Raw genomic sequence first — 24,195 nt, 5'->3', positions numbered from 1 at the left:
ATCTCCTTGCGTCTGCATGCGCTGTGGCATGCACCAGACGTGAATCATCGGTGTATGTGTCGCCGTAGAGCGGCACCTGCAAATTTGTTGGCTGTCGAAACGACATATGTCTCTGCGGGAATGCGAGCAGCGCTCATGGCCGGATGATGAATCTCTGCAGCGTTTCACCCTGAAAGCTATTTGTTGGAATCCAGAGCGCGCATGACGTGCAACGGAAACAGACCGCATAAAAACTAGTGGGGGTGAATTTATGAAACAAATGAGAAATTCGGGATAATAGCGCTATCTCGTGCATATATTGCAAATCCGTAAGGTCGCCTGAATTCGAACAGCTTGCTATCTAATTGTAATAGGCGTATCGCCGCAGCCCGACGAAGCGGCGCGTCGATCGCGCGAAGAATGATAGTTCGGAGGAAATCCCATGGCGTATACCAATCGCAGGACCATCTTGCAGGCAGCTGCTGCGCTCCCGGCTCTGGCTGCAGCGGGGCGTGGTGCCTTGGCTGCGGAGCCAGCTGCCAGTGAGGCGCCGAAGAAAGTCGCATCGGTTGCTCCGCCGCATGTGACGCAGATTCTCGCGCACTACATCGTCAACGCCAAATACGATGACCTTCCGGCAAGTGTCCGTAAGGAAGGCGTGCGCACGCTGTTGAACTGGGTCGGTGTCGCCATTGGCGGTTCGCATCATCAGACGGTGGACATCGCGGCGTCGGCGCTGGCGCCATTCTCCGGTCCGGCGAAGGCCTCGCTGTTCGGGCGCAACGAACGCTTCGACATCATGAACGCCGCTTTCATCAATGGTGTCTCGAGTCACATCTTCGATTATGACGACACCCATCTGAAGACGATCATTCATCCGGCTGGTCCAGTCGCATCTGCGATTCTGGCGATTGCGGAAATGAAGCCGGTGTCCGGCAAGGATTTCCTCAATGCGCTGGTGCTCGGTATCGAGACCGAATGCCGGATCGGCAATGCTGTTTATCCGGACCACTATGACGTCGGCTGGCACATCACCGGCACCGCCGGCGTATTTGGCTCGGCCGCCGCGGCTGGCAAGCTGCTCGGTCTTAACGAACAGCAGATGATCTGGGCGCTGGGGCTCGCGGCCTCGCAGCCTGTCGGCCTGCGGGAGTCCTTCGGTTCGATGAACAAGAGCTTCAATCCTGGCCGTGCTGCCAGCAACGGCATCTTTGCCGCTATCCTTGCGTCAAAGAATTACACCAGCTCCGATGGCATGATCGAGGCCAAGCGCGGCTGGGCCAATGCCATCAGCACCAAGCAGGACTATGCCGAGGTCACCGAGGGGCTCGGCAAGCGTTACGAGTCAGCGCTCAACACCTACAAGCCGTTTGCCTGCGGCATCGTCCTGCATCCGCTGATCGACGCGGCGATCCAACTCAGGAATGAGAACAAGCTGACGCCGGATGTGATCAAGCAGGTCGACGTGAACGTTCATCCGCTGGTGCTCGAGCTTACCGGGAAGAAGACCCCCAGGGAGGGGCTCGAAGGAAAATTCAGCGTCTACCATGCGGTTGCCATCGCCTTTATCGAAGGCGCCGGTGGCGAGAAGCAGTTCAGCGATGGGGCGGTGCGCGACGCGAAGACGATCGAATTGCGCGGCAAAGTCGTTCCGACTGTCGATCAATCGATCAAGCCGGAACAGGTCGAGATGTCCGTCGAGTTGAATGACGGGCGCGTGCTCAAGAAGCGGATCGAGCACGCCATCGGCAGCCTCGAGAAGCCCATGAGCGATGCCGATCTCGAACGCAAGTTCAAGGATCTCGCTGAAGGAATCCTGCCGCACAAGCAGGCGGCAAAGGTGATGGAGCTGTGCTGGAAGGTGGAGGGCTTGGCGAGCGCCGGAGATATTGCAAGGGCAGGCGCGCGATCCACTGCCTGACAGCCGTTGCCCGCGATGAGGCATTGAGGCCTTCGCGAGGTGGCCTGAACGTACGTCAATCGTCACGCCGTCAGTATTGTGAGCAGAAACCTCGCCGCATCCCTCCAGGGAGCCTTGCGGCCAACACTCCTTAAAGGATGACATGTCCCAGCGTCGTACGCCTTCACGCCGTCGCGTTCTCCAGTCTGCCAGTGCTCTCGCCGCATTAACGCTTTCGCCGTCCATCATTCGCAAGGCTGCAGCAGCGGATGCGGATGTCACCGGGCGTCTTGCGCGCTACATGGTCTCGGCGCGCGACAAGGCGCTTCCTGATGTGGTGATGACGGAATGCAAACACCGCATCCTCGATACGTTCGGCGCGATGGTCTCCGGTGCGCGGATGCATCCGGGCGAGATGGCCCTGAAATATGTTCGCGGGCTCGGCGGCGAACAGCAGGCGTCGGTGATCGGATCCAGTTTCCGCACTACCGCCGTCAACGCCGCGCTGGCCAATGCCATGTGCGCGCATGCGGACGAGACCGATGATTTCGAGCCGGTCACCAAGGCGCATCCGGGAAGCGCTGTCGTGCCGTCCGCGCTGGCGATGGCGGAAAAGGAAGGTGGCCGGTCGGGCATCGAATTCATTCGGGCCGTGACGCTCGGATATGATCTCACTTGCCGGCTGCTGATGGCGCTTGGACCGGATCTCGTCCGTGGTTCGCACCGCAGTGCGGAGGGGACCAGCTCCACCTTCGGTTCTCTTGGTGCAGCGGCGTCGCTGGCCCGGCTGGACGAGAAGGGCATGCGTTATGCGATCTCCTATTCCTCGCAACAGGTGGCTGGTCTGTGGAGCTGGGTGAAGGACGAGGATCACGTCGAGAAGGCTTTCGACTTCGCGGGCATGGGCGCCCGCAACGGCCTGACCGCCGTGACCATGGTTCAGGCCGATTTGACCGGCGTTCATGACGTCCTCGATGGCACGCATAACCTGTTCATTGCGCTGTCCACGGATCCGAAGCCGGAAGAGATGCTCGCCGGTCTCGGCAGCCGCTTCTACGTCACTGAAACGGCGATCAAGACATTCTCCGTCGGCTATCCGATCCAGTCGCCGCTCGACGCCATACTAACCCTGCGCAAGCAGAACGGCCTGACGCCGGGCAATGTGAAGAGCATCCTTGTCAAGATTCCGACCGATGCGACGGGGATCGTCGGCACCAGCGCGATGCCCGACGTCAACTGCCCGCATCTGGTGGCGGTCGCGCTCGTCAAGGGTGCCGTGTCGTTCGTGGACAGCCATGACCAGGCACTGATGAAGGATTCCAAGATCCTTGAGCAACGCGCCAAGGTAACCGTGGTCGGCGACAAGGCTCTGATGGACCCTGCCGCGCCGCGCGGCGCCATCGTCGAAGTGGAGATGATGGATGGCAAGAAGGTGGAGCACTTCACCAAGTTCCCGCCCGGCACCAAGGAGAATCCGCTGAGTACCGAAGCAGTCAGTGCGAAGACCCGTGACTTGATCGCGCCGGTTCTCGGGGCCGAAAAGGCGAAGAAGCTGATCGATCAGATCAACAATCTGGAGAAGGTCAAGGATATCCGCTCGCTGCGGCCGCTCTTTACGGCCTGATGTCCCGATACATGGAGCGCTGGGGTGAATTTACCCTAGCGCTTCTTCCTTGACGCGGCTCGCCAATACCTTGTCGATGCGACGGCCGTCGAGGTCCATGACCTCGAACCGCCAGGCATGCGAGACGATCTCGTCGCCGACCTCGGGAATCTTGCCGAACTCCTGCAACAGAAATCCTGCAAAGGTCTGATAGGGGCGCGACTGCGCGGGCAGGTCGATGCCGAGCAGGGCGGCGAACTCCACCGCAGGCATCCAGCCGGAGATGAGGTAGGAGCCGTCCTCGCGTTTGTGGAAGGCGACCTCGGCCGGGCCTTCCTCGGTGTGAAAGGCGCCGACGATCGACTCCAGAATATCCGCCGATGTCACCACCCCCTGGAACACGCCGTATTCGTCATGCACGAGGCCGATATGGAATGGCGAGTCACGCAGGATCGCCACCACGTCGCGCGCGTCCACCGTGTCGGGAATGACCGGAGCCTCGCGCACCAGCGCGCGGATGTCCGGCGTCTTGCCGCTCAAATACACATCGAGCAGATCCTTGGCCTGAACGATGCCGATGGCGGAATCGCCGTCGCCATCGAACACCGCAAAGCGCGAATGCGAGCTGCCCGCGAGTTCGGCCTGGATGGTCTCGATGGGATCGGCAAGATCGATCATCGCCACTTCATGGCGTGGTGTCATCACGGCGCCGACGGGCAGGTCGCCGAGGCGCATCACGCCTGCGATCATTTCCTTTTCGCCGGGCTCCAATACGCCGGCGGTTTCCGCTTCAGTCACGAGCGTGCGGATTTCGTCTTCGCTGACCTTCTCCTCGGCTTCACCGCGCTGCCCAAGGAGAAACAGGATCGCCTTGCCGGAGCGGTCAAGTAGCCATACCAGCGGCAGCGAGATTTTTGCGAGCAGCACCATGGCCGGCGCAACGCGCACGGCCACCGCTTCGGGATCGCGCAGCGCAATCTGCTTCGGCACGAGTTCGCCGATGATCAGCGAAGCGTAAGTAATGACCGATACGACGATGCCGACGCCGAGCGTATCGGCGAGGCCTTTCGATACGCCAAGGTCAAGCAACAATATCGTGAGACGCTGGCCCAGCGTCGCACCGGAGAAGGCGCCCGACAATACGCCGATCAGCGTGATGCCGATCTGCACGGTGGAGAGGAACTTGCCGGGATCGGAGGCCAGCGCCAGAGCGCGGCGAGAGCCTGTCACACCTTTTTCAACCAAGGCGGCGAGGCGGGCAGGGCGGGAGGATACGATCGCCAGCTCAGACATTGCGAGCAGGCCGTTGACGACGATCAGGACCGCAACGATCCCGAGTTCGAGAGATAACACGCTCAATCCTTTTGGATGATGGGCAGGTATTATAGTCGATCCGCTTATCTCGCGCCATGGTGGCAAGTGGCGTTGCGACACTCCGCCGGGCGGGTTGAATTCCTCGGTGCGCCCATAGGTCGCTCCCCCCGAACCGACGCCTTGCGCAGGCGCACGTCCCGCAGCAGGACGTTATTATAACGTCGGTATGACGCGAGGCGTCGCGTGGATGTGGCAAGACAATGGCCGCAGGATAGCAGCCTATTCGGGCATCAATTATTTCGCTTGATGTCGAATTGATATAGCGCATGATGACCGCCATATCGCGTGTCGTGGCGGGGGTCTGGTTTTGAAACATTCAATCAGTTTGTCGCGATTATATGACGTTGGAAATGCCTTTGCGTCGTGTTTGTCGGTCGCAGCGCCTGTTGTGGCTCTTCTCCTGCTCGCCGGCTGCGGCAAGAAGGAAGAGGCCGCTGCACCTCCGCCGCCACCGGTCACGGTCGCCAATCCCACCAAGAAGGTCACGACCGACTGGGATGAATTCACCGGCCGCTTCGATGCGATCGAACAGGTGCAGATCCGCGCCCGCGTAACCGGCTTCGTTACCAAGGTTGCTTTCACGGATGGTGCCGTCGTCAAGGTCGGCGATCTGCTGTACGAAATCGATCCGCGCCAGTATCAGGCTGCAGCAGAGCAGGCGCAGGGCCAGCTCGACGATGCCAAGGCCAAGGTCGTGCTGGCGGAGAAGGAGCTGGAGCGCGCCACCACGCTGATCAAGACCCAGGCGATCTCCGAAAATATCGTCGATCAACGCAGCCAGGCAATAGCTGCCGCGCAGGCAGCGACGCTGCAGGCCGAAGGTGCGCTGAAGCAAGCGCAACTCAATGTCGAATATACCAAGGTAGTCGCGCCGATCGCCGGCCGCGTCAGCCGTCATCTCGTGACAGTCGGCAACCTGGTGCAAGGCAGCGAGAGTGGCGCGACGCTGCTGACCTCGATCGTGTCGCTGAGCCCCATCTACGTCTATTTCGACACCGATGAAGCCACTTACGTCCGCAACAGCAAGCTGTGGTTTGAGGGCAAGCGGCCGAGCTCGCGCGATACGCCCAATCCCGTGCAGATCACGCTGGTCGGCGAAACCAAGCCGTCGCATGAAGGCAAGATGGATTTCCTCGACAATCGGCTCGATGTCGGCACCGGCACGCTGCGCGGTCGTGCTATTGTCGACAACAAGGACCTCTCCATCCTGCCGGGCCAGTTCGCCCGGGTCCGGGTCATTGCCAGCGGCGAATATGAAGCGCTGTTGATTCCTGATGCGGCGGTTGCCAACGATCAATCACGCAAGATCGTGATGGTGGTGAAAGCCGATGACACGGTGGAGGCGCGGCCTGTGACACTCGGGCCGCTGGATGGCGGATTGCGGGTGATCAGGGAAGGGCTCAAACCCGACGATCGGGTAATCGTCGACGGGATTCAGCGCGCCCGTGTGGGCGCCAAGGTGGCGCCGAAGATGGCTGCCGCGACGCCCGCACCAGCAGCTGGCACAAAGCCATGAATCTGGGCAGCCTCTCCGTCAACCGGCCCATCCTGGCGATGGTGCTCTCCATCGTGCTGCTGATCGTCGGCGCGCTTGCTTACACGACCTTGCCGGTTGCGGAATATCCGCAAGTGGCGCCGCCGACCGTGGTCGTGACCACGCAATATCCCGGCGCATCGGCACAGACTGTGTCGGATACCGTGGCGACGCCGATCGAGCAGGAGATCAATGGCGTCGAGGACATGCTGTATATCTACAGCCAGGCCACCTCGAACGGCCAGCTCAACATCACCGTGACTTTCAAGCTCGGCACCGATCTGGATAAAGCCCAGGTGCTGGTGCAGAACCGCGTGGCCATCGCGCAGCCGCGGCTGCCGGAGGAGGTCCAGCGCAACGGCGTCGTCACCCGCAAGAACAGTCCCGACCTGATGATGGTCGTGTTCATGCTGTCGCCTAACGACACTTACGACCAGCTCTACATTTCGAATTACGCGCTGCGTCAGGTCCGCGATCCGCTCCTGCGCCTCGATGGCATCGGCGACATTACCATCTTCGGCGCGCGCGATTATTCGATGCGGCTGTGGCTGGATCCTGACAAGATTGCCACGCTGGGCATGACCGCAGGCGACGTGCTGACTGCCATTCGCGCGCAGAATTTGCAGATTGCGGGCGGCCAGGTCGCCGAGCCGCCGATTGCAGATCGCGCGTTTCAGCCTAACCTGACCTTCACCGGTCGTCTGAAGGAGCCGCGGCAGTTCGAGGACATCGTACTGAAAGCCGGCGACGATGGCCGTCTGGTGCGTCTCCGCGATGTCGCGCGCGTCGAGATAGGCGCGCTGTCGTCGACCACCAACGGCTTCCTGCTGCGCAAGGAAGCGGTGGCCATGCTGGTCTATCAGCGTCCGGGTTCCAACGCGCTGGCGACCGCGAAGAACATCGAAGAGGAGATGAAGAAGCTCAAGGCCGATTTTCCAAAGGGGCTGGACTACAATATCGGCTACAACCCGACCGAATTCATCGCCCAGTCGGTTTCGGAGCTGATCAAGACTATCTATGAAGCCATGGTGCTGGTGGTCATCGTCGTGCTGGTGTTCCTGCAGGGCTGGCGGCCGGCGATCATTCCCATCATCGCCATTCCGGTGTCGCTGGTCGGCACATTCGCTGTGATGGCCGCGCTGGGCTTCTCGATCAACAATCTTACTCTGTTCGGACTTGTGCTCGCGGTGGGCATTGTCGTCGACGACGCCATCGTGGTGGTGGAGAATGTCGAGCGCCATCTCGGCGACGGCATGAGCCGGCGCGACGCGGCACTGCTGACCATGGACGAGGTCGGCGGCGCGCTGATCTCGATCGCGCTGGTGCTGTGCGCGGTGTTCGTGCCCACGGCATTTCTCGGCGGCATCTCCGGACAGTTCTTCCAGCAATTCGCCATCACGATCGCGGTCGCAACGGCGATCTCATGCTTCTGTTCGCTGACGCTGTCGCCGGCACTGGCATCGCTGATCCTGCAGCCGCATCACGAGAAGAAGCCGCCGGCGAGCTGGAATTTTCTGGCACGAGGATGGGCGGCGTTCACCGGCGTGTTCAATCGCGGTTTCGACCGCCTGTCGCATGCCTATGGTGGCCTCGCAGGCTTTGTCATCAGACATTCGGCGCTGATGCTGATCTTGTATGTCGCCCTGATCGGCTCCGCCGGCTGGCTGCTCTACGCCACACCGCAAGGCTTCATTCCGGCGCAGGACCGTGGCTATGTCATCGTGGTCGCGCAATTGCCCGGTGCCTCATCACTGGCGCGCACGACGGCGATCGTCAAGCAGATCGAAGGCATCGTGCTGGATACGCCCGGTGTCGCGCGCATGCCGGCGCTGGCTGGCCTGTCCGGCGCGACCTTCACCCAGGCCGGCAATGCGGCCGCCATGTTCCCCGTGTTCGAGAATCCCGAGGAGCGCGCCAAGAAGGGGCTGAGCGCGGGAGCCATCACGGCTGAATTGCGCAAGCGCCTCTCGGTGATCGAAGGCGCCTTCATCATCGTGCTGCCGCCACCCGCGGTGCCGGGCATCGGCACCGGCGGTGGTTTCGCCATGCGGATCGAGGATCGTCAGGGCAGGGGGCCGCAGCTGCTGGCCGCGGCGACCGATGAACTCGTCAATGCCGCGCGCCGTGCGCCGGGCCTGACTTCGGTGTTCTCGCCCTTCTCCGCCAACACGCCGCAGGTGTTCGTCGATATCGATCGCCAGAAGGCGCAGATGCTCGGCGTGCCCATGCAGAATGTGACCGAGGCGATCGAGACCTATTTCGGCTCGACCTATGTCAACGACTTCAACATTCTCGGCCGCACCTATCACGTCACCGCGCAGGCGGATTATCCGTTCCGCAAGGAAACGGCGGATCTGGCGCGGCTGCAGACCCGCAACAGCGCGGGCAACATGGTGATGCTGGGCAGTGTCGTGAATTTCAGCGACACGGCAGGTCCGGACCGCGTCGCGCGCTATAATCTCTATCCGTCGTCCGAGTTGCAAGGTGACACGCTGCCGGGCACCAGTTCGGCGACGGCGCTCACGACCATGAAGAAGCTCGCGGACGACACGCTGCCGAGCGGCTTTGCCTTCGAATGGACCGATCTGTCCTATCAGCAGTCCACCGGCGCGAATGCGGGTCTCTATATTTTCCCGATCTGCGTGCTGTTCGTGTTCCTGGTGCTGGCCGCGCAATATGGCAGCTGGACATTGCCGTTCACGATCATCCTGATCGTGCCGATGTGCCTGCTCGCGGCCACCATCGGCGTACGCATCATGGGGCAGGACATCAACATCCTCACCCAGATCGGTTTCGTCGTGCTGGTCGGCTTGGCGGCAAAGAATGCGATCCTGATCGTCGAGTTTGCCCGCGACATCGAGCAGGAAGGCCGCAACCAGCTCGAAGCCGTGATCGAGGCCTGCCGTTTGCGTATCCGCCCGATCCTGATGACGTCTTTCGCCTTCATTCTCGGCGTGCTGCCGCTGGTGATCTCGTCGGGCTCCGGCTCGGAGATGCGTCAGGCCGTCGGTGTTGCGGTGTTCTTCGGCATGATCGGCGTCACGATCTTCGGCCTCGTTTTCACGCCGGTCTTCTACATCCTGATCCGGCGCCTGTTCCCCGGCTCCGTCGAGGTTCACGCCAAGAAGCAAGGCGCGCATGGTTAAAGCGCCGCAGGATGGGTTTCGCAAAGGCTCAACCCATCCTACAAGTGTCTCATGGAAACTGCCGCACGCATTGAACTGATGAGCTGGCTGGTCGGCGAGGGTCTGACCGGCCTTCCCGAAAACGACCTGATCCGTGGCTTCTGCGAGCGCTGCCGTGCCGGCGGCATCGATGTATCCCGTGGCCTAGTCTTCATTGACACGCTGCATCCGATCTTCGAGGGCCGTGGCTTCCGCTGGAACGACACGGCCAGCAACGAGAGCGACGTGTTCGAATACGGCTCGACCGAGATCGGCGAGGCTGCCGCGAACTGGCGACGATCGGTATTCTTCCACATGCTGGAAGAGGGGCACGACGAATTGCGGCTCGATCTGCACGCGCCCGGGATCGCCGACCGCTTCTCGATGGTCAGCAGCTTGCAGGAAGGCGGTCACCGCCATGGCGCCGTGTTCCTGCACAAGTTCGGCGAGGCTGGCTCGATGGGGCAGATGGATTGCCTCTATTCCTATTGGGCCACGCGCCATGAAGACGGGTTCGACGAGCGCCAGATGTCGGCGCTGCGCGAACTGGTGCCGATGCTCGGTCTCGCCATCAAGTCGGGAGCCCAGATGGAGATCGCGCGCACGCTTGGCCGCGTCTATCTCGGCCGCGATGCCGCCGAACAGGTTCTGCGCGGCAAGATCGCGCGAGGCGTCACCGAGCGTATCAATGCGGTGTTGTGGTTTTCCGACTTGCGCAACTCCACGGGGATCAGCGAGGCGATTGGACCGGACGAGATCATCCCGTTCTTGAATGACTATGCCGAAGCCTCGATCGCTGCGATCCATGATGTCGGCGGCGACGTGCTCAAACTTATCGGCGACGGCATTCTGGCGATGTTCACCGGCGACGACATGGTGAAGGCGAAGCGCAACGCCTTGCGCGCCGAACATCAGTTCCGCAAGAATATCGCCAAGCTGAATGCGAAACGACTAGCGGCGAACCGGCCGGTCACGACGGCCTATGTCGGTCTGCATGAGGGTGAGGTATTCTACGGCAATATCGGCAGCGACGAGCGGCTCGATTTCACCGTGGTTGGTCCCTCGGTCAATGAGGTGAGCCGCATCGCTTCCATGTGCTCGTCGGTCGATCGGCCGCTGCTGACCTCGTCCGCGTTCCAGGCCGGGCTCGACGCAGCTGGCCGCAAATATCTGGTCTCCACGGGCCGCTACGCCTTGCGCGGCATTGGCCGCGCGCAGGACCTCTATACGCTGGATCCCGAGATCGACAGCGACGAGGTCGTACGTGGCGGCTATGAGCGCTATCTGGCCCGTTAGCTGACTGCCGTGGTTTGCTGGCGCATCGCGTAGAGCACGATGGCGATCAGGCAGGCCGCGCCGAGGACGATGCCGAGCGCCAATGCGGCCTGCGGCACGATCATGGCCGACAGGGATACGCCGATCGCGGCCCCCATCATCTGCCAGAAGCCGAGCAGTGCCGAGGCGGCGCCGGCATGGGTGCCGAACGGCGACAGCGCCTGCGCCGTGCCGAGCGGATTGACTACGCCCATGCCCAGCAGGAACACGCAAGTCGCGGCGATGAAGGTGACAACGTTGCCGTGGAAGTAGGCGGTTGCGAGCACCGCAATACTGCCGATGAACGCGATCAGCAATCCATAGCGAATGGCCCGATCCAGCCCGAAGCGCGGGGCGAGGCGGGCGGCCAGCATGCCCGAGCCGAACACGACCAGCACGGTGCCCGCAAAGAACAGCCCGAGCGCAATCGGTGTGAAGCCGTAGCCCTCAATGAGAATGCGAGGTGCTGCGGAGAAGATCGAGAACAGTCCTCCCATGATCAGGCCAACTGTGGCGGCTGGGATCAGGAAATGGCGGTTCACCGAGAGCTTGAGATAGGTTGCGCTGACGGCGAGCGGATTGAGCGGGATGCGCGTCGTGTTGTGGGTTTCGCCGAGCACCAGGACATAGCTGAGAGCCGACAACACAGCGAAGGCGCCGACGAAAACAAATTCTGAACGCCATCCGAAAAAATAATCGAGACCGCCACCGAGCAGCGGGGAGAAGCCGGGGGCTGCTGCCTGCGCGATCATCACCAAGGTGAGTGCGCGTGCCAGCGCCGCGCCGCTGAACAGGTCGCGGGCGATCGCGCGCGAGAGAACCGAGGTCGAACAGGCACCGGCGGCCTGGATCGCGCGGCCGATCAGCAGCGAAGGAAGATCATTCGAGATCCCGCACCAGATGCTGCCGATGATGAAGACAGCGAAGCCGGCCAGCACCGGCATGCGGCGCCCGTAACGGTCGGAGATCGGTCCGACCAGCAATTGGCCAAGCGCGAAGACTAGCAAAAACACGGTGATCGATGCCGTGACCGCGGGCGTCGTTACCTGCAACGATACCGCCATCTGTGGCAGCGATGGCAGGAGAATGTTGGTCGCCAGGGTACCCATCGAGGCCAGCCCCGCGAGGACTGCGATCTGCAGTGCGGTGGAGGATGCTTCCTGCGGCGGGGTGTCTGCCATGGCGTCTGCCGTGCGGTCGGTCATATGATGATCCTCATTTTATAAATGATGTACATCATATAAAGCGAGCTGCAAAGAGCAGGGCAGTCATGCGGTATTCCGGGAGGACGTGAGTGCCACTGCCGCGTTCCCGGCGGTGGTCGAGGCTGATGGATCAGTTGCCGTAGAGGTAATTCGGCAGCCACAGCGTCAGGCCGGGCCAGATATACATCAGCACCATGCAGATGATGACGATGAGCATATAGGGCATCATGCCGGAGAAGATCTGGTTCAGCGTCACGTGCGATGGCGCGACGCCTTTCAGATAGAAGGCGGACATCGCGACCGGCGGCGACAGGAAGGCGGCCTGCAGGTTCACGAAGACGAGAACGCCCCACAAGATCGGGTCGATGCCGAAATGCTTCAGCATCGGCAGGAAGATCGGCACGAAGATCACGATGATCTCCGTCCATTCCAGCGGCCAGCCGAGGATGAAGATGATCGCCTGCGACAGGATCATGAACTGGACCGGCGTCAGGTTCAGCGACAATACCCAGCTCTCCAGCAGCGCCTGTCCGCCGAGAATGGCGAACACCGCGGAGAACAGCGCCGATCCGACGAATAGCCAGCACACCATGGATGTGGTCTTGGCGGTCAGGAATACGGCCTCCTTGGTGCGCTTCCAGTCCAGCGTCCGCGCCTGGAAGGCGAGCAGGAACGCGCCGGCGGCACCGACGGCGGCGGACTCCGTTGCCGTCGTGATGCCGAGCAGGATCACGGCCAATACGATGGCGGTCAGAATGCCGAGCGGCATCACGGACGATGTCAGCAGTCGCAATACCTCGAACTGCGCGGCGCCCATGGTCCAGTAATAATAGAACAGCATCAGGGCGATGATGGCTGCGGTGAAGGCGAAGTAGGTGTAGAATTCCGGCGGCGGCCCGGCATCGACCGGCGCATTCGTCGGACTGTTTTGCAAATCGGCATTGCCCATCTGCTGCAACACTTCCGGTTCACTCTCTTTTGCCGAGCCGGACTGGGCGGCGCCCAGCTCCTCCAGTTTTTCTTCTTCAGGTGTGGCGGTGCTGGCGTCGCCGGACTGAACCCGCTCGGTGATCGCGGCGGGTGCGGGGGCGTCGGGCTGCGGATGGATGACGACATACCACCACGCGGCCCATAGCGTGGTCAGCGCCAGGATCAGTGGCACCAATGCAAAACCGAGATTCTTCAGGATCGTCGCATAGGTGATCCGTGCGCCGTCCATGGTCAGGGCCATCGCGCGCGACGGCGCCACGGCTGCCGTCAGCAAAGCCGGCAGCATCTGGTGCGAATAGGCTTGCTGCAGATCGGCGATCCACGGCCGGACGGGCACGCGTGTTTCGCTCTCGGGCAGCTTCGGCGCGATCTTGGGGTTAATGAGCGCCCAGCCGATGATGTAGACGAGATAGAGGAAGGCCAGAAAGAAGCCCGGAAACATCGCAGCGGCATAGAGCTTCACGACAGACTGCCCGGCGACCGCGGCATAGACGATGATCATCACCGATGGCGGGATCAGGATGCCCAGCGTGCCGCCGGCCGTGATCACGCCGGACGCCAGCTTGACGTCATAGCCGGCCTTCAGCATCGGATTGAAGGCGATCACGCCCATCAGTACGACGACAGCGCCGACCAGACCGGATGCTATGCCCCAGAAAGTGCAGACGATCAGCGTCGCCACCGCCAGCGAGGCCGGGACGCGGCGGAAGGCGAGCTGGATCGAATAGAACATCTTGTCGACCAGCGCGCCGCGTTCCATCACATAGCCCATCAGCACGAAGAGCGGAATGGAGATCAGGACGTCGTTGGTCATGGCGCCATAGGTGCGCTGGACCATCAGGTCGAAGATGTGGTTGTCGGCCCAGGACTCACCCGCGCGGTAATAGGCGAAGAAGCCGAAGAACATGCCGAGACCCATCAGCGTGAAGGCCGTGGGGAAGCCCAGCATGATCACGACAACGATGAGGCCGAGCATCAGGAGGCCGAGTGCAGGATCGCTCATTTTTGCGTCTCCCCGCCCATGCCGCGCTGGCGTGCGCTCTCCTCGATCTCCTGCGCCTGCGCGATGGCGTTCCTGCGCACGTCATCATCGACGTGTTCGCTATGCGCGAGCTGCTCCTCGACGACATCGATTTCGGACACGTCCTTGAGCCGGCTCGGCCACACCCCTGTCTTCAGGCAAATCGCGGCGCGGGTGATTTCAGCCATGCCCTGCAACAACAGCAACGCGCCGGCGAGCGGGATCATTGCCTTGAAATGATAGACGGGCGGTCCGTCCGCCGTGACGTTGGAATGCTCGCGGATGCGCCAGCTGTCGCCCGCATAGTCCCAGCCCGCATAGACCAGCGCGGCAATGCCGGGCAGGAAGAACACGATGTAGAGAACGAGATCGAGCGAGGCCTGCGTGCGCGGCCGCATCGAGCTGTATAGAAAGTCGCCACGGACATGACCGTTCTGCGCCAGCGTATAGGCGCCGCACAGCATGAATAGCGTGCCATAGAGCATGTTCGACGCGTCGAAGATCCATGCCGTCGGCATGTTCAGCATATAGCGCTTGAACACTTCGGCGCAGACGAGGCCCATCAATCCCAAAATGAGCCAGGCCGCGGCCTTGCCGGCGAATGTACTGATACCGTCGATGGATTGCAGGAAACGCTCGGCGGTCATTTCATGGAGGCCAGTCTACAGGACATGTGGGTAGGTGAAGATCGGCGATATCAGGCAACAACAAAGCATCATCCGGGAGAAAGTCCCGGATGATGCGGGATATGTGCGCCTGATGGCGTCAGGTCTTCTTCTTCGCGTTCGGGCCGAAGTAATGGTTGTAGGCCATGCGGCGATTCACGACCGTGTCCTGCTCCCACTGCGTGGCGCGCTTGGCGAAGGCCTGCTGGGACTCGGAGATTTCCTTGAACAGGGGATTCTCGGCCGATTTCTTGGCGACGACCTCGTCATAGACCTCAAGCTGCTTCTGCAGGATCGAGTCCGGCGTCTTGTAGAACTTGACCTTGTCCTTGCTCTGCATCTCCGCATAATCCTGCGAATAGCGGTCGATGGCCTTCCAGGACATCTCCTGACCGGCCGCATCGGCGGCGCCCGCGATGATCGCCCGCAGCTTCTCGGGCAGAGCGTCATATTTGGTTTTGTTGAACAGGATTTCGAACTGTTCGGCATTCTGGTGATAGCTCTGCAGCATGCAGGTCTTGGATACGTCGGGGAATCCAAGGATGCGGTCCGACGAAGCGTTGTTGAACTCGGCCGCATCGAGCAGGCCGCGATCCATCGCCGAGACGATTTCGCCGCCCGGCAATGCGTTCACTGCTGCACCAAGGCCGGTAAACACGTCGATGGAGATGCCGACGGTGCGGAATTTCACACCCTTGAGATCATCGGCCTTGGTCACCGGCTTTTTGAACCAGCCGAGTGGCTGGGTCGGCATCGGTCCGTAGGGAAGTGACACGACATTGGCGTTGATCGATGCATAGAGCTTTGCCAGAAGCTCCTTGCCGCCGCCAAATTTGTGCCAGGCTAGCAGCATGTTGGCATCCATCGCATAGGCCGGGCCAGAGCCCCACAGCGCCAGCGCGGTCTGCTTGCCGTAGTGATAGACCATCACGCCGTGGCCGCCGTCGAGCGTGCCTTTGGAAACCGCATCGAGCAGGCCGAAGGCCGGGACTACGGCGCCAGCCGGAAGCACCTCGATCTTCAGGTCGCCACCGGTCATGTCGTTGACCTTCTTGGCGTAGTCGAGCGCGTATTCGTGGAAGATGTCCTTGGCCGGCCAGGTGCTCTGCCAGCGCATGCTGATCGGGCCCTGCGCCCGGGCGATTGCCGGTGCGACGACGCTTGCAGCGGCACCGGCGGTGGCGACCTTCAGAAAACGGCGCCGAGACGGAGTCCTGTCCTTGGATGAAGCCATTGTGTTCTCCCCGAATGGTCGTCCTTTTGCGGACTGACCTTGTTGATTGGTGACAAGACAAAGGCTTGCTTGCCGCTTTGGCAAGAAAGTTCGCTTTGCTGCGACGCTTCGACGCGGCGTAACTACACTAACTATCCGTGCTGCGGTGCGGGGAGATCATGAGCGAGTGCGAACTACAGATGAACTACACCAAGCCTGTTAGACTTTCGTCGGAACGTATCCGGTCACATCGCCGACCATGTCCGGCTGCCGTTCCAGTGTAACCGCCGGAGAGGTCAGGATCACCACGGCCTGCCAGGCGAAACCCGCGACGGCGAGGTAGAGGCACGCCTCCGCGTGATAGAGCCCGCCGACAACGGCCGCGATCCCGGTTCCGATCGGACGGGCGCCGTAACTCAGGATGTTGATCGCGGAGACGCGTCCGAGCAGGCTCGGCGGCGTTACCGACTGTCGCAACGTCGCGGTGGAGATCACCCACAGGATCGGACCGACGCCGAGCAGGAAGAAGCTCAGGCCCGCCAAAGCCGGCGAGGGGATCCATGTGGTCAGTGCCATCACAACGGCGGAAACGAAGCCGGTGACGGGGCCAAGCGCGATCACGGTGCCGAACGGCAACCGTCTCATCACACGTGTTGCCAGCAGTGCGCCGATCACCATGCCCACGCCATACATCGCGAGTGTCACGCCGACGCCGGAGGCGGAGAGGCCGAGACGGCGAACCGCGTAAGGCACGAACACTGCCAGCACCATGAAGGATGCGGCGCTGAAGATGAACTGCGTGATGAAGACCGGTCGCAAATACTGGTGATAACAGACGAAGGACAGACCTTCGGCGATGTCCTGCACCGGATTGCGTCGCTGTACTGTCGTGCGCGTAGGCTCGTGGATGCCCGATAGCAACGCGACAGCGATGATCGACAGCGCTGCGGCAAAGCCGAAGGCAGGCGCGGCGCCAGTGAAGCCGACGAGCGCGCCGCCGATGGCAGGACCACTCGCAAAAGCCGCGGTGCGCGCGAGTTCGATCCGCGCATTCGCCGCGCCAAGCAATTGCGGCACGACCAGCGATGGCACAAGAGAGGGCGCGGCGACGCTGTAGACCACGGTGCCGCACACCGCGACGAAGCCGAGCAAAGCGAGCAGCGGCATCGTCAGCGCGCCGAACCAGATCAGCCCCAGCGTCAGCAACAGTGCGATCGCGCGCAGCGCCTCAGCTCCGGCCATCAGGGTGCGGCGCGACATCCGGTCGGCGAGCAGACCGGCGGGAATGGCGAACAGCACGAAGGGCAGGGTCAGCGCGGTCTGCAGCAATCCGGTCGGGCCTTCGCCGACGCCGAGCAACAGCACCGCGACGATCGGCGCCGCCGCCAGTGCGATCTGCTCGGCCGACTGCGCCGCGAGGTTCGACCAGGCGAGGCGGTTGAAGGTTGGTGGCAGTCGGTCAGTCGGCGTGCGGGGCATGGTGATTCCTGTCTGTGACAGCCACCATGGGGTCCGGACGAGCACGCAGCCACCCGATTACTGAGCACACGCCGTGACAAGGAGTGCCCACCAACCGGCTAGATGCAGTTGCAAATGAGTTGCAACAAGGGAGAGATTGCTCTATTGAGCTCTGATGGATGCACTTTCGCCGAAAACCTCGCCCGATTCGTCAACGTCTCCAATCCCCGGCAGCGTTCCAGACGCGGCCGGCTGGCGCTCCGGCCTTGGCGGAGATTTCCGGCGCAGCCTTTCGGAAGTCAATTCGTCGATCCCGGTTCCGATCGGCGGGCACTGGTTTCGGCGGCTGCTGGCATTCGCGGGACCGGGTTACATGGTCTCGGTCGGCTATATGGACCCCGGCAACTGGGCGACCGATCTCGCAGGTGGCTCGAAATTCGGCTACACGCTGCTCTCGGTGATCCTGCTGTCGAACGTGATGGCGATCCTGCTTCAGGCATTGGCCGCGCGTCTGGGCATCGTCACCGACCGCGACCTGGCGCAGGCCTGCCGCGACAGCTTTTCCCGGCCGGTCAACATCATGCTGTGGCTGGCCTGCGAGACGGCGATCATCGCCTGCGATCTGGCGGAAGTGATCGGTACCGCGATTGCGCTGCAGCTGCTGTTCGGCATTCCGCTGATCGGGGGTGCGCTCATCACTGCGCTGGATGCCTTTCTGCTGCTGTTGCTGATGAACAAGGGTTTCCGTTTTCTCGAAGCTTTCGTGATCGCGCTGCTCATCGTCATCGCGGTCTGTTTCACGGTTCAGATTGTCGCTGCGGCGCCGCCCGTGGCTGCCGTGTTGAGCGGCTTCCTGCCGTCCACCGCGATCGTGACCAATCCCGAAATGCTCTACATTGCGATCGGCATTATCGGCGCAACCGTGATGCCGCATAACCTCTATCTGCATTCGTCGATCGTGCAGACCCGTGCCTATCCGCGCACCGATGCAGGCCGCCGCGACGCGATCAAGTGGGCGACGACGGACAGCACCATCGCGCTGATGCTGGCGCTGTTCATCAACGCGGCGATCCTCATCGTCGCCGCCGCGACGTTCCATACGTCAGGTCATGCCGATGTGGCTGAGATCGGTCAGGCTTACGAGCTGTTGTCGCCGTTGCTAGGCCTCGGCATCGCATCGACGCTTTTCGCGATCGCATTGCTGGCATCCGGTCTCAACTCGACGGTGACGGCAACGCTGGCCGGCCAGATCGTGATGGAAGGCTTTCTCCGGCTGCGCCTGCCGAACTGGGCGCGCCGGCTCGTGACTCGCGGGATCGCGATCGTTCCGGTCGTGGTCGTCACTGCGCTCTATGGCGAACGCGGCACCGGACAACTCCTCGTCTTCAGTCAGGTCATCCTGTCGATGCAATTGCCATTTGCAGTCATCCCGCTGGTGCGGTTTGTCTCGGATCGGCGAAAGATGGGTGACTTCGTAATTTCGCGGTCGGTCGCCACGGTGGCATGGATCATCGCTGGCATCATCGTGATCCTGAACTGCAAGCTGCTTTACGACACCTTTTTCGGCTGAAGCCTTGAAATTTAAGGCAGCTGCAGATGATGCCACCAACTTTGGTGAAGGGGACTGGCCTTTGTGGCTATGTGCGACGTAATCCTGCCGCGCTGGATTTCGCGATCTCCCGCGTGAGCTCCATGACAGTCCAGCATGCCAGCGTCAGGCTTCCGTGACGCGACATCGCCTGAGCAATGTGGCGCGTGACGACCGAATCGACCAGTTTCGACGATTGCAGACGGCACATCCTTCGATGCCGCGGCGACTGCATAGGGTCCCAGCAAAGCGTAGATGCTTCCTTCGGCGACAATATGCGTTTGCAGGCTGAGTGAAACGGCCTCCAAGGCGACGTTGAGCGAAATGCCTTAGCCTGCAACCTCGGAAGCCGCCGACATCAGCTCTCGCGGAGTGGGAGCCCCGAACATGCGATGGCCACCCTCAGGAACTTCGGTAAAGCTCCAACGTACGATGCCCTCCCGGTCAAGCAGGAATTGGCCAAAGAGCTGACCCTGGCCAGTTGCCAGCATGTGCTCGTCGGCTTCGGTTATTTCGTAGCCGTCCTTGGTGTTGAGAAGATCAGCCGCCGCCATCGGATTCATCGGCTCGGGCAGCTCGCCCGGCATGTCCATCCGCATGCTCATGACGGCGTTCATACCCAGCTTGCGCGGCCATTCGGTTTCGCTCTCCGTGAACTCGAGATTGGGCAAGCCAAACGCGCGGTGCGAGACGCGCTCGGGGTCGGACGCGGCGAGCAGATTGGGCAAGGGATGATACCGGAAATAGAGCCGCGCACGGTCGATAGGCGTGTTGACCACCACGAGACTCTCGACGCCTTTCTCGCGCAGGGCCGGGTCAAGTTGCGCCTGGGCCGCGAGATGGCGCCGGCAGAACGGGCAGTGCAGACCTCGAAACAAGCCGACCAGTACTGGGCTGTGGCCGCGAAAGTCATCAAGCGCGATCTTGCCGTCACGTGTGATCGCATCCAGCACAATGTTCGGTGCGCGGTCGCCCGGGTGGAGTAACCCATCGACATGATGCTCAGACATGGTCAACCTCCTCTACTTGCTAATCAAGAAATGGCAGTACGACCAGCGCTTCGGGATTAAGCCCGTGCCGGGCGCAGACATCGTGCGCCAGAGCAAAATACCGCTCGGCCTCAGGCATGTCGCCTCGATCGAGGTTCAGCGTCGCGAGACCATCATAGCATGGAAAGAGCTGCTGGGGCTCGCCCGTTTCCTGCGCCACCTCAATTGCTTCATTGTAGCAGCGGGCGGCGAGTTCCGGCTGGCCATGGCATTGATGAATTTGCCCGAGCACAATCAATGGCACAGCGAGATGTTCGCGCTGATCAAGCGAGCGGTCGAGTTCGATCGCCTTTTCGGCCGCCGGCACGCCTTCGTCGGCACACCTGTCCGTGAAGGTGCAACAGGCGACAGCGAGATTGACAAGGAGACGCGCCTGAAAACCGAGATCGCCGATCTGGCGGGCGACATCAAGACCGCGCCGACATACTTCCATGGCTTGCGCCGGATCGATCATCGTGTAGAGCACGCCAAGATTGGTGTAGCCGCGGCAGGCTGCGCTGAGAAGGCCAGCGGCTTCGGCAACTGCGACGCTTCGCTCCACCTCGCGAACGGCCTCCTGGCTTCGGCCCAGCCGCGCCAATGCAACCCCCTTGGTATTAAGTGCCTCCGCGGTGGCGCGAGCCGCTTCTAGTCCGGCTTGCTTGTCTACCTCCGGCGGCACGGATTGAGCGTAGCCAAGCGCATCGTCTGCCCATCTCGCGGCCGCAGCATGATCGCCGATGCGAAACGCGAGGTGGCCGCGCTCCTGTAACAGGTGCGCCCACTCGATCGGCGCGTCCGTTCCTTCGAGCAACGCAGCCGCCTCGGCGTAATGCGCCTCCGCCCCGTTTCGTTTGCCGGCATCCCACATCAAACGGCCAAGCTTGCGAAGTATCCGCGCTCCGGCGGCGCGGTCCCCGGCCGCGCGGTGGGCCTCCAATACCGTCTGGTAATGTTCGTCGGCCGTGTCACGCCGGCCCGCCGCTCCACACAGGTCCGCAATTCGTTCGTATAGCACAAGCCGTTCCGGTCCTTGATCGCCAGCGGTCAACAAGACGGCGAGGGCCTGCTGATAGAGGCGGATGGCGTCGTCGTTGGCATAGATCGCGCGTGCGCGATCGCCGGCCGCGCTCAGGTAATGTGCACCCTTCGGCTTGCTCGCGCTGAGGCTGAAATGATGTCCCAGTAGGGAGAGGTCTTCGAGCCGCTCCGGATCATCTCCGCACAGCCGCTCCAGGGCAGCACCGATCCGCCCATGCATCTCAATGCGCCGTTGCAGAAGGAGGTTTTGGTAGATCACATCCTGAAGCATGGTTTGCGTGAAACGATAGGATTGCAGCGAAATCGAGTTTGCGCCCGCGATCTCCTCAATGATCTCGGCGTCGCATAGCAGTTCAAGCCCTGCCTCTACTTTCGCCGGGTCGGTCGCTGTGGCACCGAGAAGGGCCGCATCAAAGCGCGGCCCGATGACCGCTGCCTCCTGAGCCAACCTGCGCACGCCGTGTGGCAGTCGGTCCACTCGCGCGAGCAGCAGCGCCTGAATGCTCGCCGGGATGTCAGCGGCCGCTTCATCTGACTTGATCTGCCAATGCGAGCCGTCACGTTCCAAAATGCCAGCTTCGATGAGACCGCGTATGATTTCTTCAACGAACAGCGGATTCCCGCTTGCGCGTTCAAGAATTCGATTGAACAGATTGCCGGATGATCCATTCCAACCGTCACCGAAGAACGCCGCGAGCAGCTTTTGTCCGTCGGCGATGCCAAGGGGTGCCAGCCGCAGTGTTGTATGGCTAATTCGACTTGAGTCGAGCTGGTCCATTTCAAGTGTCGGCCGGTGTGTGAATAATAGCATCAGCCGCCCGCGCTCCAGCCGATCCATTACGAACCGCAGCGCCTCAAGCGATACGGCGTCGGCCCAGTGCAGGTCCTCGACAATGATCAGGAGGGGCGATAGGGCCAGACGCCGTTCGAAGACGGTGCGGATCGCGAAAAAAATCTGCCGTCGAAGCTGTTCCGGTTCAACGTGCTGCAGGGCGTCGTCGGGGTCGCCGAGACCAAGAACATAAAAATAGAGGGGCATCAGCCGCTCGACCTCTTCGGCCGCCATGCCAAGCCCCGACAACGCTTCGGCTAGCTTGGCTTGCGCCTCTGCCGCCGAAGCCTTGTGCGCGATGCCGTAGGCGCTGCGCAGCACTGCGGCAAGAGCACCGTAGGATTGCTCGCCCAGCGGCGAGCAAGCGGCCCGCCGGATCGCCACGCCTGCGAAGCGATCCTCATCGCGAGCGCGGGTAGCGAATTCATCCACCAGGCGCGATTTTCCGATGCCGGCTTCGCCAACCAGCCGCATCAGCTGGGCAGCTCCGTTACACGCCAGGTCAAGGCACCCCATCATACGGGCCATCTCCGCGTCGCGCCCGATCAGCGGCGCGCTCAGGCCCAGTATCTCGAGTCCGCGTGCCGCACGCGGTGTCTCGAGCGGGCCCCTCAGACGATGGACCAGGACGCTGCCTGCCTTGCCGCGCAGCGCAACGTCGCCGAGAGATTCATACGAGAATGCATGCCGGGTGAGGCGGTAGGTCAGCGGTCCCACCAGCACGTCGCCCGGGGGGGCCATCGACTGCAAGCGTTGAGCGGTATTCACCGTGTCGCCGGTCACTGAATAGGACTTGGCAACGCCTGCGCCCAATCCACCCGCAACCACGTGCCCGGTGTTGATTCCGATATGAAGCATGAGCGGCGATCCGGCGGATATCTTCGAGCGTTCGCTTAAGCACGCCGTGCGCTTGATCATGTCGAGGGCCGCGCGGAGTGCCCGCTCAGGATCGTCCTCGTGCGCGGCCGGCGCACCAAACAGAGCGAGTAGCGCATCGCCAATGAATTTGTCCACGAAGCCGCCGAAATTTTGCACGGCTGCGGTCAGTTCCTCGAATAATTCGTTCTGAAACGCCTGCATGACTTCCGGGTCGAGCCGTTCGCTCATCGTGGTGAAGCCGCTGAGGTCCGCAAACAGCACCGTGATGGTGCGGCGGTTGGCTTCGCTGTCGACCTTATGGAGCGTCCGCCGGGGTGTGCGCTCGGGCTCGACAAGCATCAGCGCCGGTGAACGGGCGCTAGTCGTGACCGTCGCCGGAATTGTTGGCGATGACGGCTCCCGCTGGTTGCCGGCCTTGGGGGCGTGATCGACGCGGGCGCCGCATTTCGGGCAATACGCAAAATCCGGTGCGCACGCGTAGCCGCAACTGGGGCATGGGTCCGGCTGCTTCGCGCCGCATTTTGGGCAGAACGCAAAGCCGCTCTGAACCTCGAAACCGCAACACGAGCAGTTCATGGATCAAGACCTCGCGGAAGCCGCGATGGCACGATCTAATCCTGGACCTCGTCGAACAGGCCCTGGATCCTTGGTAACAATGGGCTTTTGGCGCCGGAAGAGCAAGCCATGGCTGCGGCCCTGCCAGCGCGCATGCGCGACCGGGATCATCGATGCCGCTGATCGGGCCTCGACTACGCGCGGCGTAGTCCTGCCGCGCTGGATTTCGCGATCTCCCGCGTGAGCTCCATGACAGTCCGGCATGCCAGCGTCAGGCTTCCATGACGCGACATCGCCAGAGCAATGTGGCGCGTGACGATCGGATCGACCAGTTTTGACGATTGCAGACGGCACTCCTTCGATGCCGCGACGTTCCATACGTCAGGTCATGCCGATGTGGCTGAGATCGGTCAGGCTTACGAGCTGTTGTCGCCGTTGCTAGGCCTCGGCATCGCATCGACGCTTTTCGCGATCGCATTGCTGGCATCCGGTCTCAACTCGACGGTGACGGCAACGCTGGCCGGCCAGATCGTGATGGAAGGCTTTCTCCGGCTGCGCCTGCCGAACTGGGCGCGCCGGCTCGTGACGCGCGGCATCGCGATCGTTCCGGTCGTGGTCGTCACTGCGCTCTATGGCGAACGCGGCACCGGACAACTCCTCGTCTTCAGTCAGGTCATCCTGTCGATGCAATTGCCATTTGCAGTCATCCCGCTGGTGCGGTTTGTCTCGGATCGGCGAAAGATGGGTGACTTCGTAATTTCGCGGTCGGTCGCCACGGTGGCATGGATCATCGCTGGCATCATCGTGATCCTGAACTGCAAACTGCTTTACGACACCTTTTTCGGCTGAAGA

Annotated in this window: 14 protein-coding genes and 1 pseudogene; 7 read left to right on the top strand and 8 right to left on the bottom strand. The window is 61.9% G+C overall.

Annotated elements, in window-relative coordinates; translation table 11 throughout:
- Positions 1-421: 421 nt before the first annotated feature.
- Together AB8B02_RS13215 and AB8B02_RS13210 are read left to right on the top strand one after the other, a co-directional pair.
- Complete coding sequence (locus AB8B02_RS13215) at positions 422-1,900, top strand: MmgE/PrpD family protein (RefSeq protein WP_439064137.1); 1,479 nt, start codon at positions 422-424, stop codon at positions 1,898-1,900.
- Positions 1,901-2,042: 142 nt separating this feature from the next.
- A complete protein-coding gene (locus tag AB8B02_RS13210; RefSeq protein WP_439064136.1) occupies positions 2,043-3,503 on the top strand; it encodes an MmgE/PrpD family protein in 1,461 nt (486 codons plus the stop codon).
- A gap of 30 nt (positions 3,504-3,533) precedes the next feature.
- Here the strand turns inward: AB8B02_RS13210 and AB8B02_RS13205 are convergent, their stop codons facing one another.
- The gene (locus AB8B02_RS13205) at positions 3,534-4,835 is read right to left on the bottom strand and encodes a hemolysin family protein (protein ID WP_120292132.1); all 1,302 of its coding nucleotides are present in this window, start codon (positions 4,833-4,835) and stop codon (positions 3,534-3,536) included.
- Positions 4,836-5,223: 388 nt separating this feature from the next.
- On the opposite strand from AB8B02_RS13205, the gene AB8B02_RS13200 reads away from it, so the two are divergent.
- The 3 genes from AB8B02_RS13200 to AB8B02_RS13190 are packed head-to-tail and all read left to right on the top strand — an operon-like array spanning position 5,224 to position 10,850.
- Positions 5,224-6,372, top strand: coding sequence for an efflux RND transporter periplasmic adaptor subunit (locus tag AB8B02_RS13200; protein WP_439064135.1), 1,149 nt, complete (start codon positions 5,224-5,226; stop codon positions 6,370-6,372).
- Positions 6,369-9,536, top strand: a complete 3,168-nt coding sequence (locus AB8B02_RS13195) for an efflux RND transporter permease subunit (protein WP_439064134.1) — start codon at positions 6,369-6,371, stop codon at positions 9,534-9,536. The genes AB8B02_RS13200 and AB8B02_RS13195 overlap by 4 nt, the downstream gene beginning before the upstream one ends.
- A gap of 51 nt (positions 9,537-9,587) precedes the next feature.
- The gene (locus AB8B02_RS13190) at positions 9,588-10,850 is read left to right on the top strand and encodes an adenylate/guanylate cyclase domain-containing protein (RefSeq protein WP_093761424.1); all 1,263 of its coding nucleotides are present in this window, start codon (positions 9,588-9,590) and stop codon (positions 10,848-10,850) included.
- Here the strand turns inward: AB8B02_RS13190 and AB8B02_RS13185 are convergent.
- The 5 genes from AB8B02_RS13185 to AB8B02_RS13165 form a co-directional block, all read right to left on the bottom strand.
- Entirely contained in the window at positions 10,847-12,073 is a 1,227-nt protein-coding gene (locus AB8B02_RS13185) for a multidrug effflux MFS transporter (RefSeq protein ID WP_309945372.1), read from the bottom strand. The two genes, AB8B02_RS13190 and AB8B02_RS13185, sit on opposite strands and share 4 nt — an antisense overlap.
- A 130-nt stretch (positions 12,074-12,203) precedes the next feature.
- On the bottom strand, positions 12,204-14,066 hold the full coding sequence (locus AB8B02_RS13180) for a TRAP transporter large permease (protein ID WP_309945374.1): 1,863 nt from the start codon (positions 14,064-14,066) through the stop codon (positions 12,204-12,206).
- Positions 14,063-14,731, bottom strand: coding sequence for a TRAP transporter small permease subunit (locus tag AB8B02_RS13175; protein ID WP_120292142.1), 669 nt, complete (start codon positions 14,729-14,731; stop codon positions 14,063-14,065). Before AB8B02_RS13175 ends, AB8B02_RS13180 begins: the two co-directional genes overlap by 4 nt.
- Before the next feature lie 118 nt (positions 14,732-14,849).
- Entirely contained in the window at positions 14,850-15,983 is a 1,134-nt protein-coding gene (locus AB8B02_RS13170) for a TRAP transporter substrate-binding protein (RefSeq protein ID WP_439064133.1), read from the bottom strand.
- Between the two features lie 198 nt (positions 15,984-16,181).
- On the bottom strand, positions 16,182-17,441 hold the full coding sequence (locus AB8B02_RS13165; RefSeq protein ID WP_439064132.1) for an MFS transporter: 1,260 nt from the start codon (positions 17,439-17,441) through the stop codon (positions 16,182-16,184).
- A gap of 154 nt (positions 17,442-17,595) precedes the next feature.
- Here AB8B02_RS13165 and AB8B02_RS13160 point away from each other — a divergent pair, with 154 nt between their 5' ends.
- A complete protein-coding gene (locus AB8B02_RS13160) occupies positions 17,596-18,990 on the top strand; it encodes an Nramp family divalent metal transporter (RefSeq protein ID WP_439064131.1) in 1,395 nt (464 codons plus the stop codon).
- Positions 18,991-19,337: 347 nt separating this feature from the next.
- On the opposite strand, the gene AB8B02_RS13155 is transcribed toward AB8B02_RS13160, so the two are convergent.
- Positions 19,338-20,018, bottom strand: coding sequence for a peroxiredoxin-like family protein (locus tag AB8B02_RS13155; protein WP_371424942.1), 681 nt, complete (start codon positions 20,016-20,018; stop codon positions 19,338-19,340).
- A 19-nt stretch (positions 20,019-20,037) separates the two neighbouring features.
- Positions 20,038-23,364, bottom strand: a complete 3,327-nt coding sequence (locus AB8B02_RS13150) for an adenylate/guanylate cyclase domain-containing protein (protein WP_439064130.1) — start codon at positions 23,362-23,364, stop codon at positions 20,038-20,040.
- Between the two features lie 342 nt (positions 23,365-23,706).
- Between AB8B02_RS13150 and AB8B02_RS13145 the strand changes: the two are divergent.
- A pseudogene (locus AB8B02_RS13145) lies at positions 23,707-24,192 on the top strand (divalent metal cation transporter); the annotation flags it as partial.
- Positions 24,193-24,195 lie beyond the last annotated feature (3 nt).

The sequence above is a fragment of the Tardiphaga sp. 862_B3_N4_1 genome (assembly GCF_051811085.1).
In the GTDB taxonomy this organism is placed as follows: Bacteria; Pseudomonadota; Alphaproteobacteria; order Rhizobiales; family Xanthobacteraceae; genus Tardiphaga; species Tardiphaga robiniae.
The sequence above is the reverse complement of the archived record's forward strand: the minus strand, read 5'-3'. Positions and strand labels throughout refer to the sequence as shown.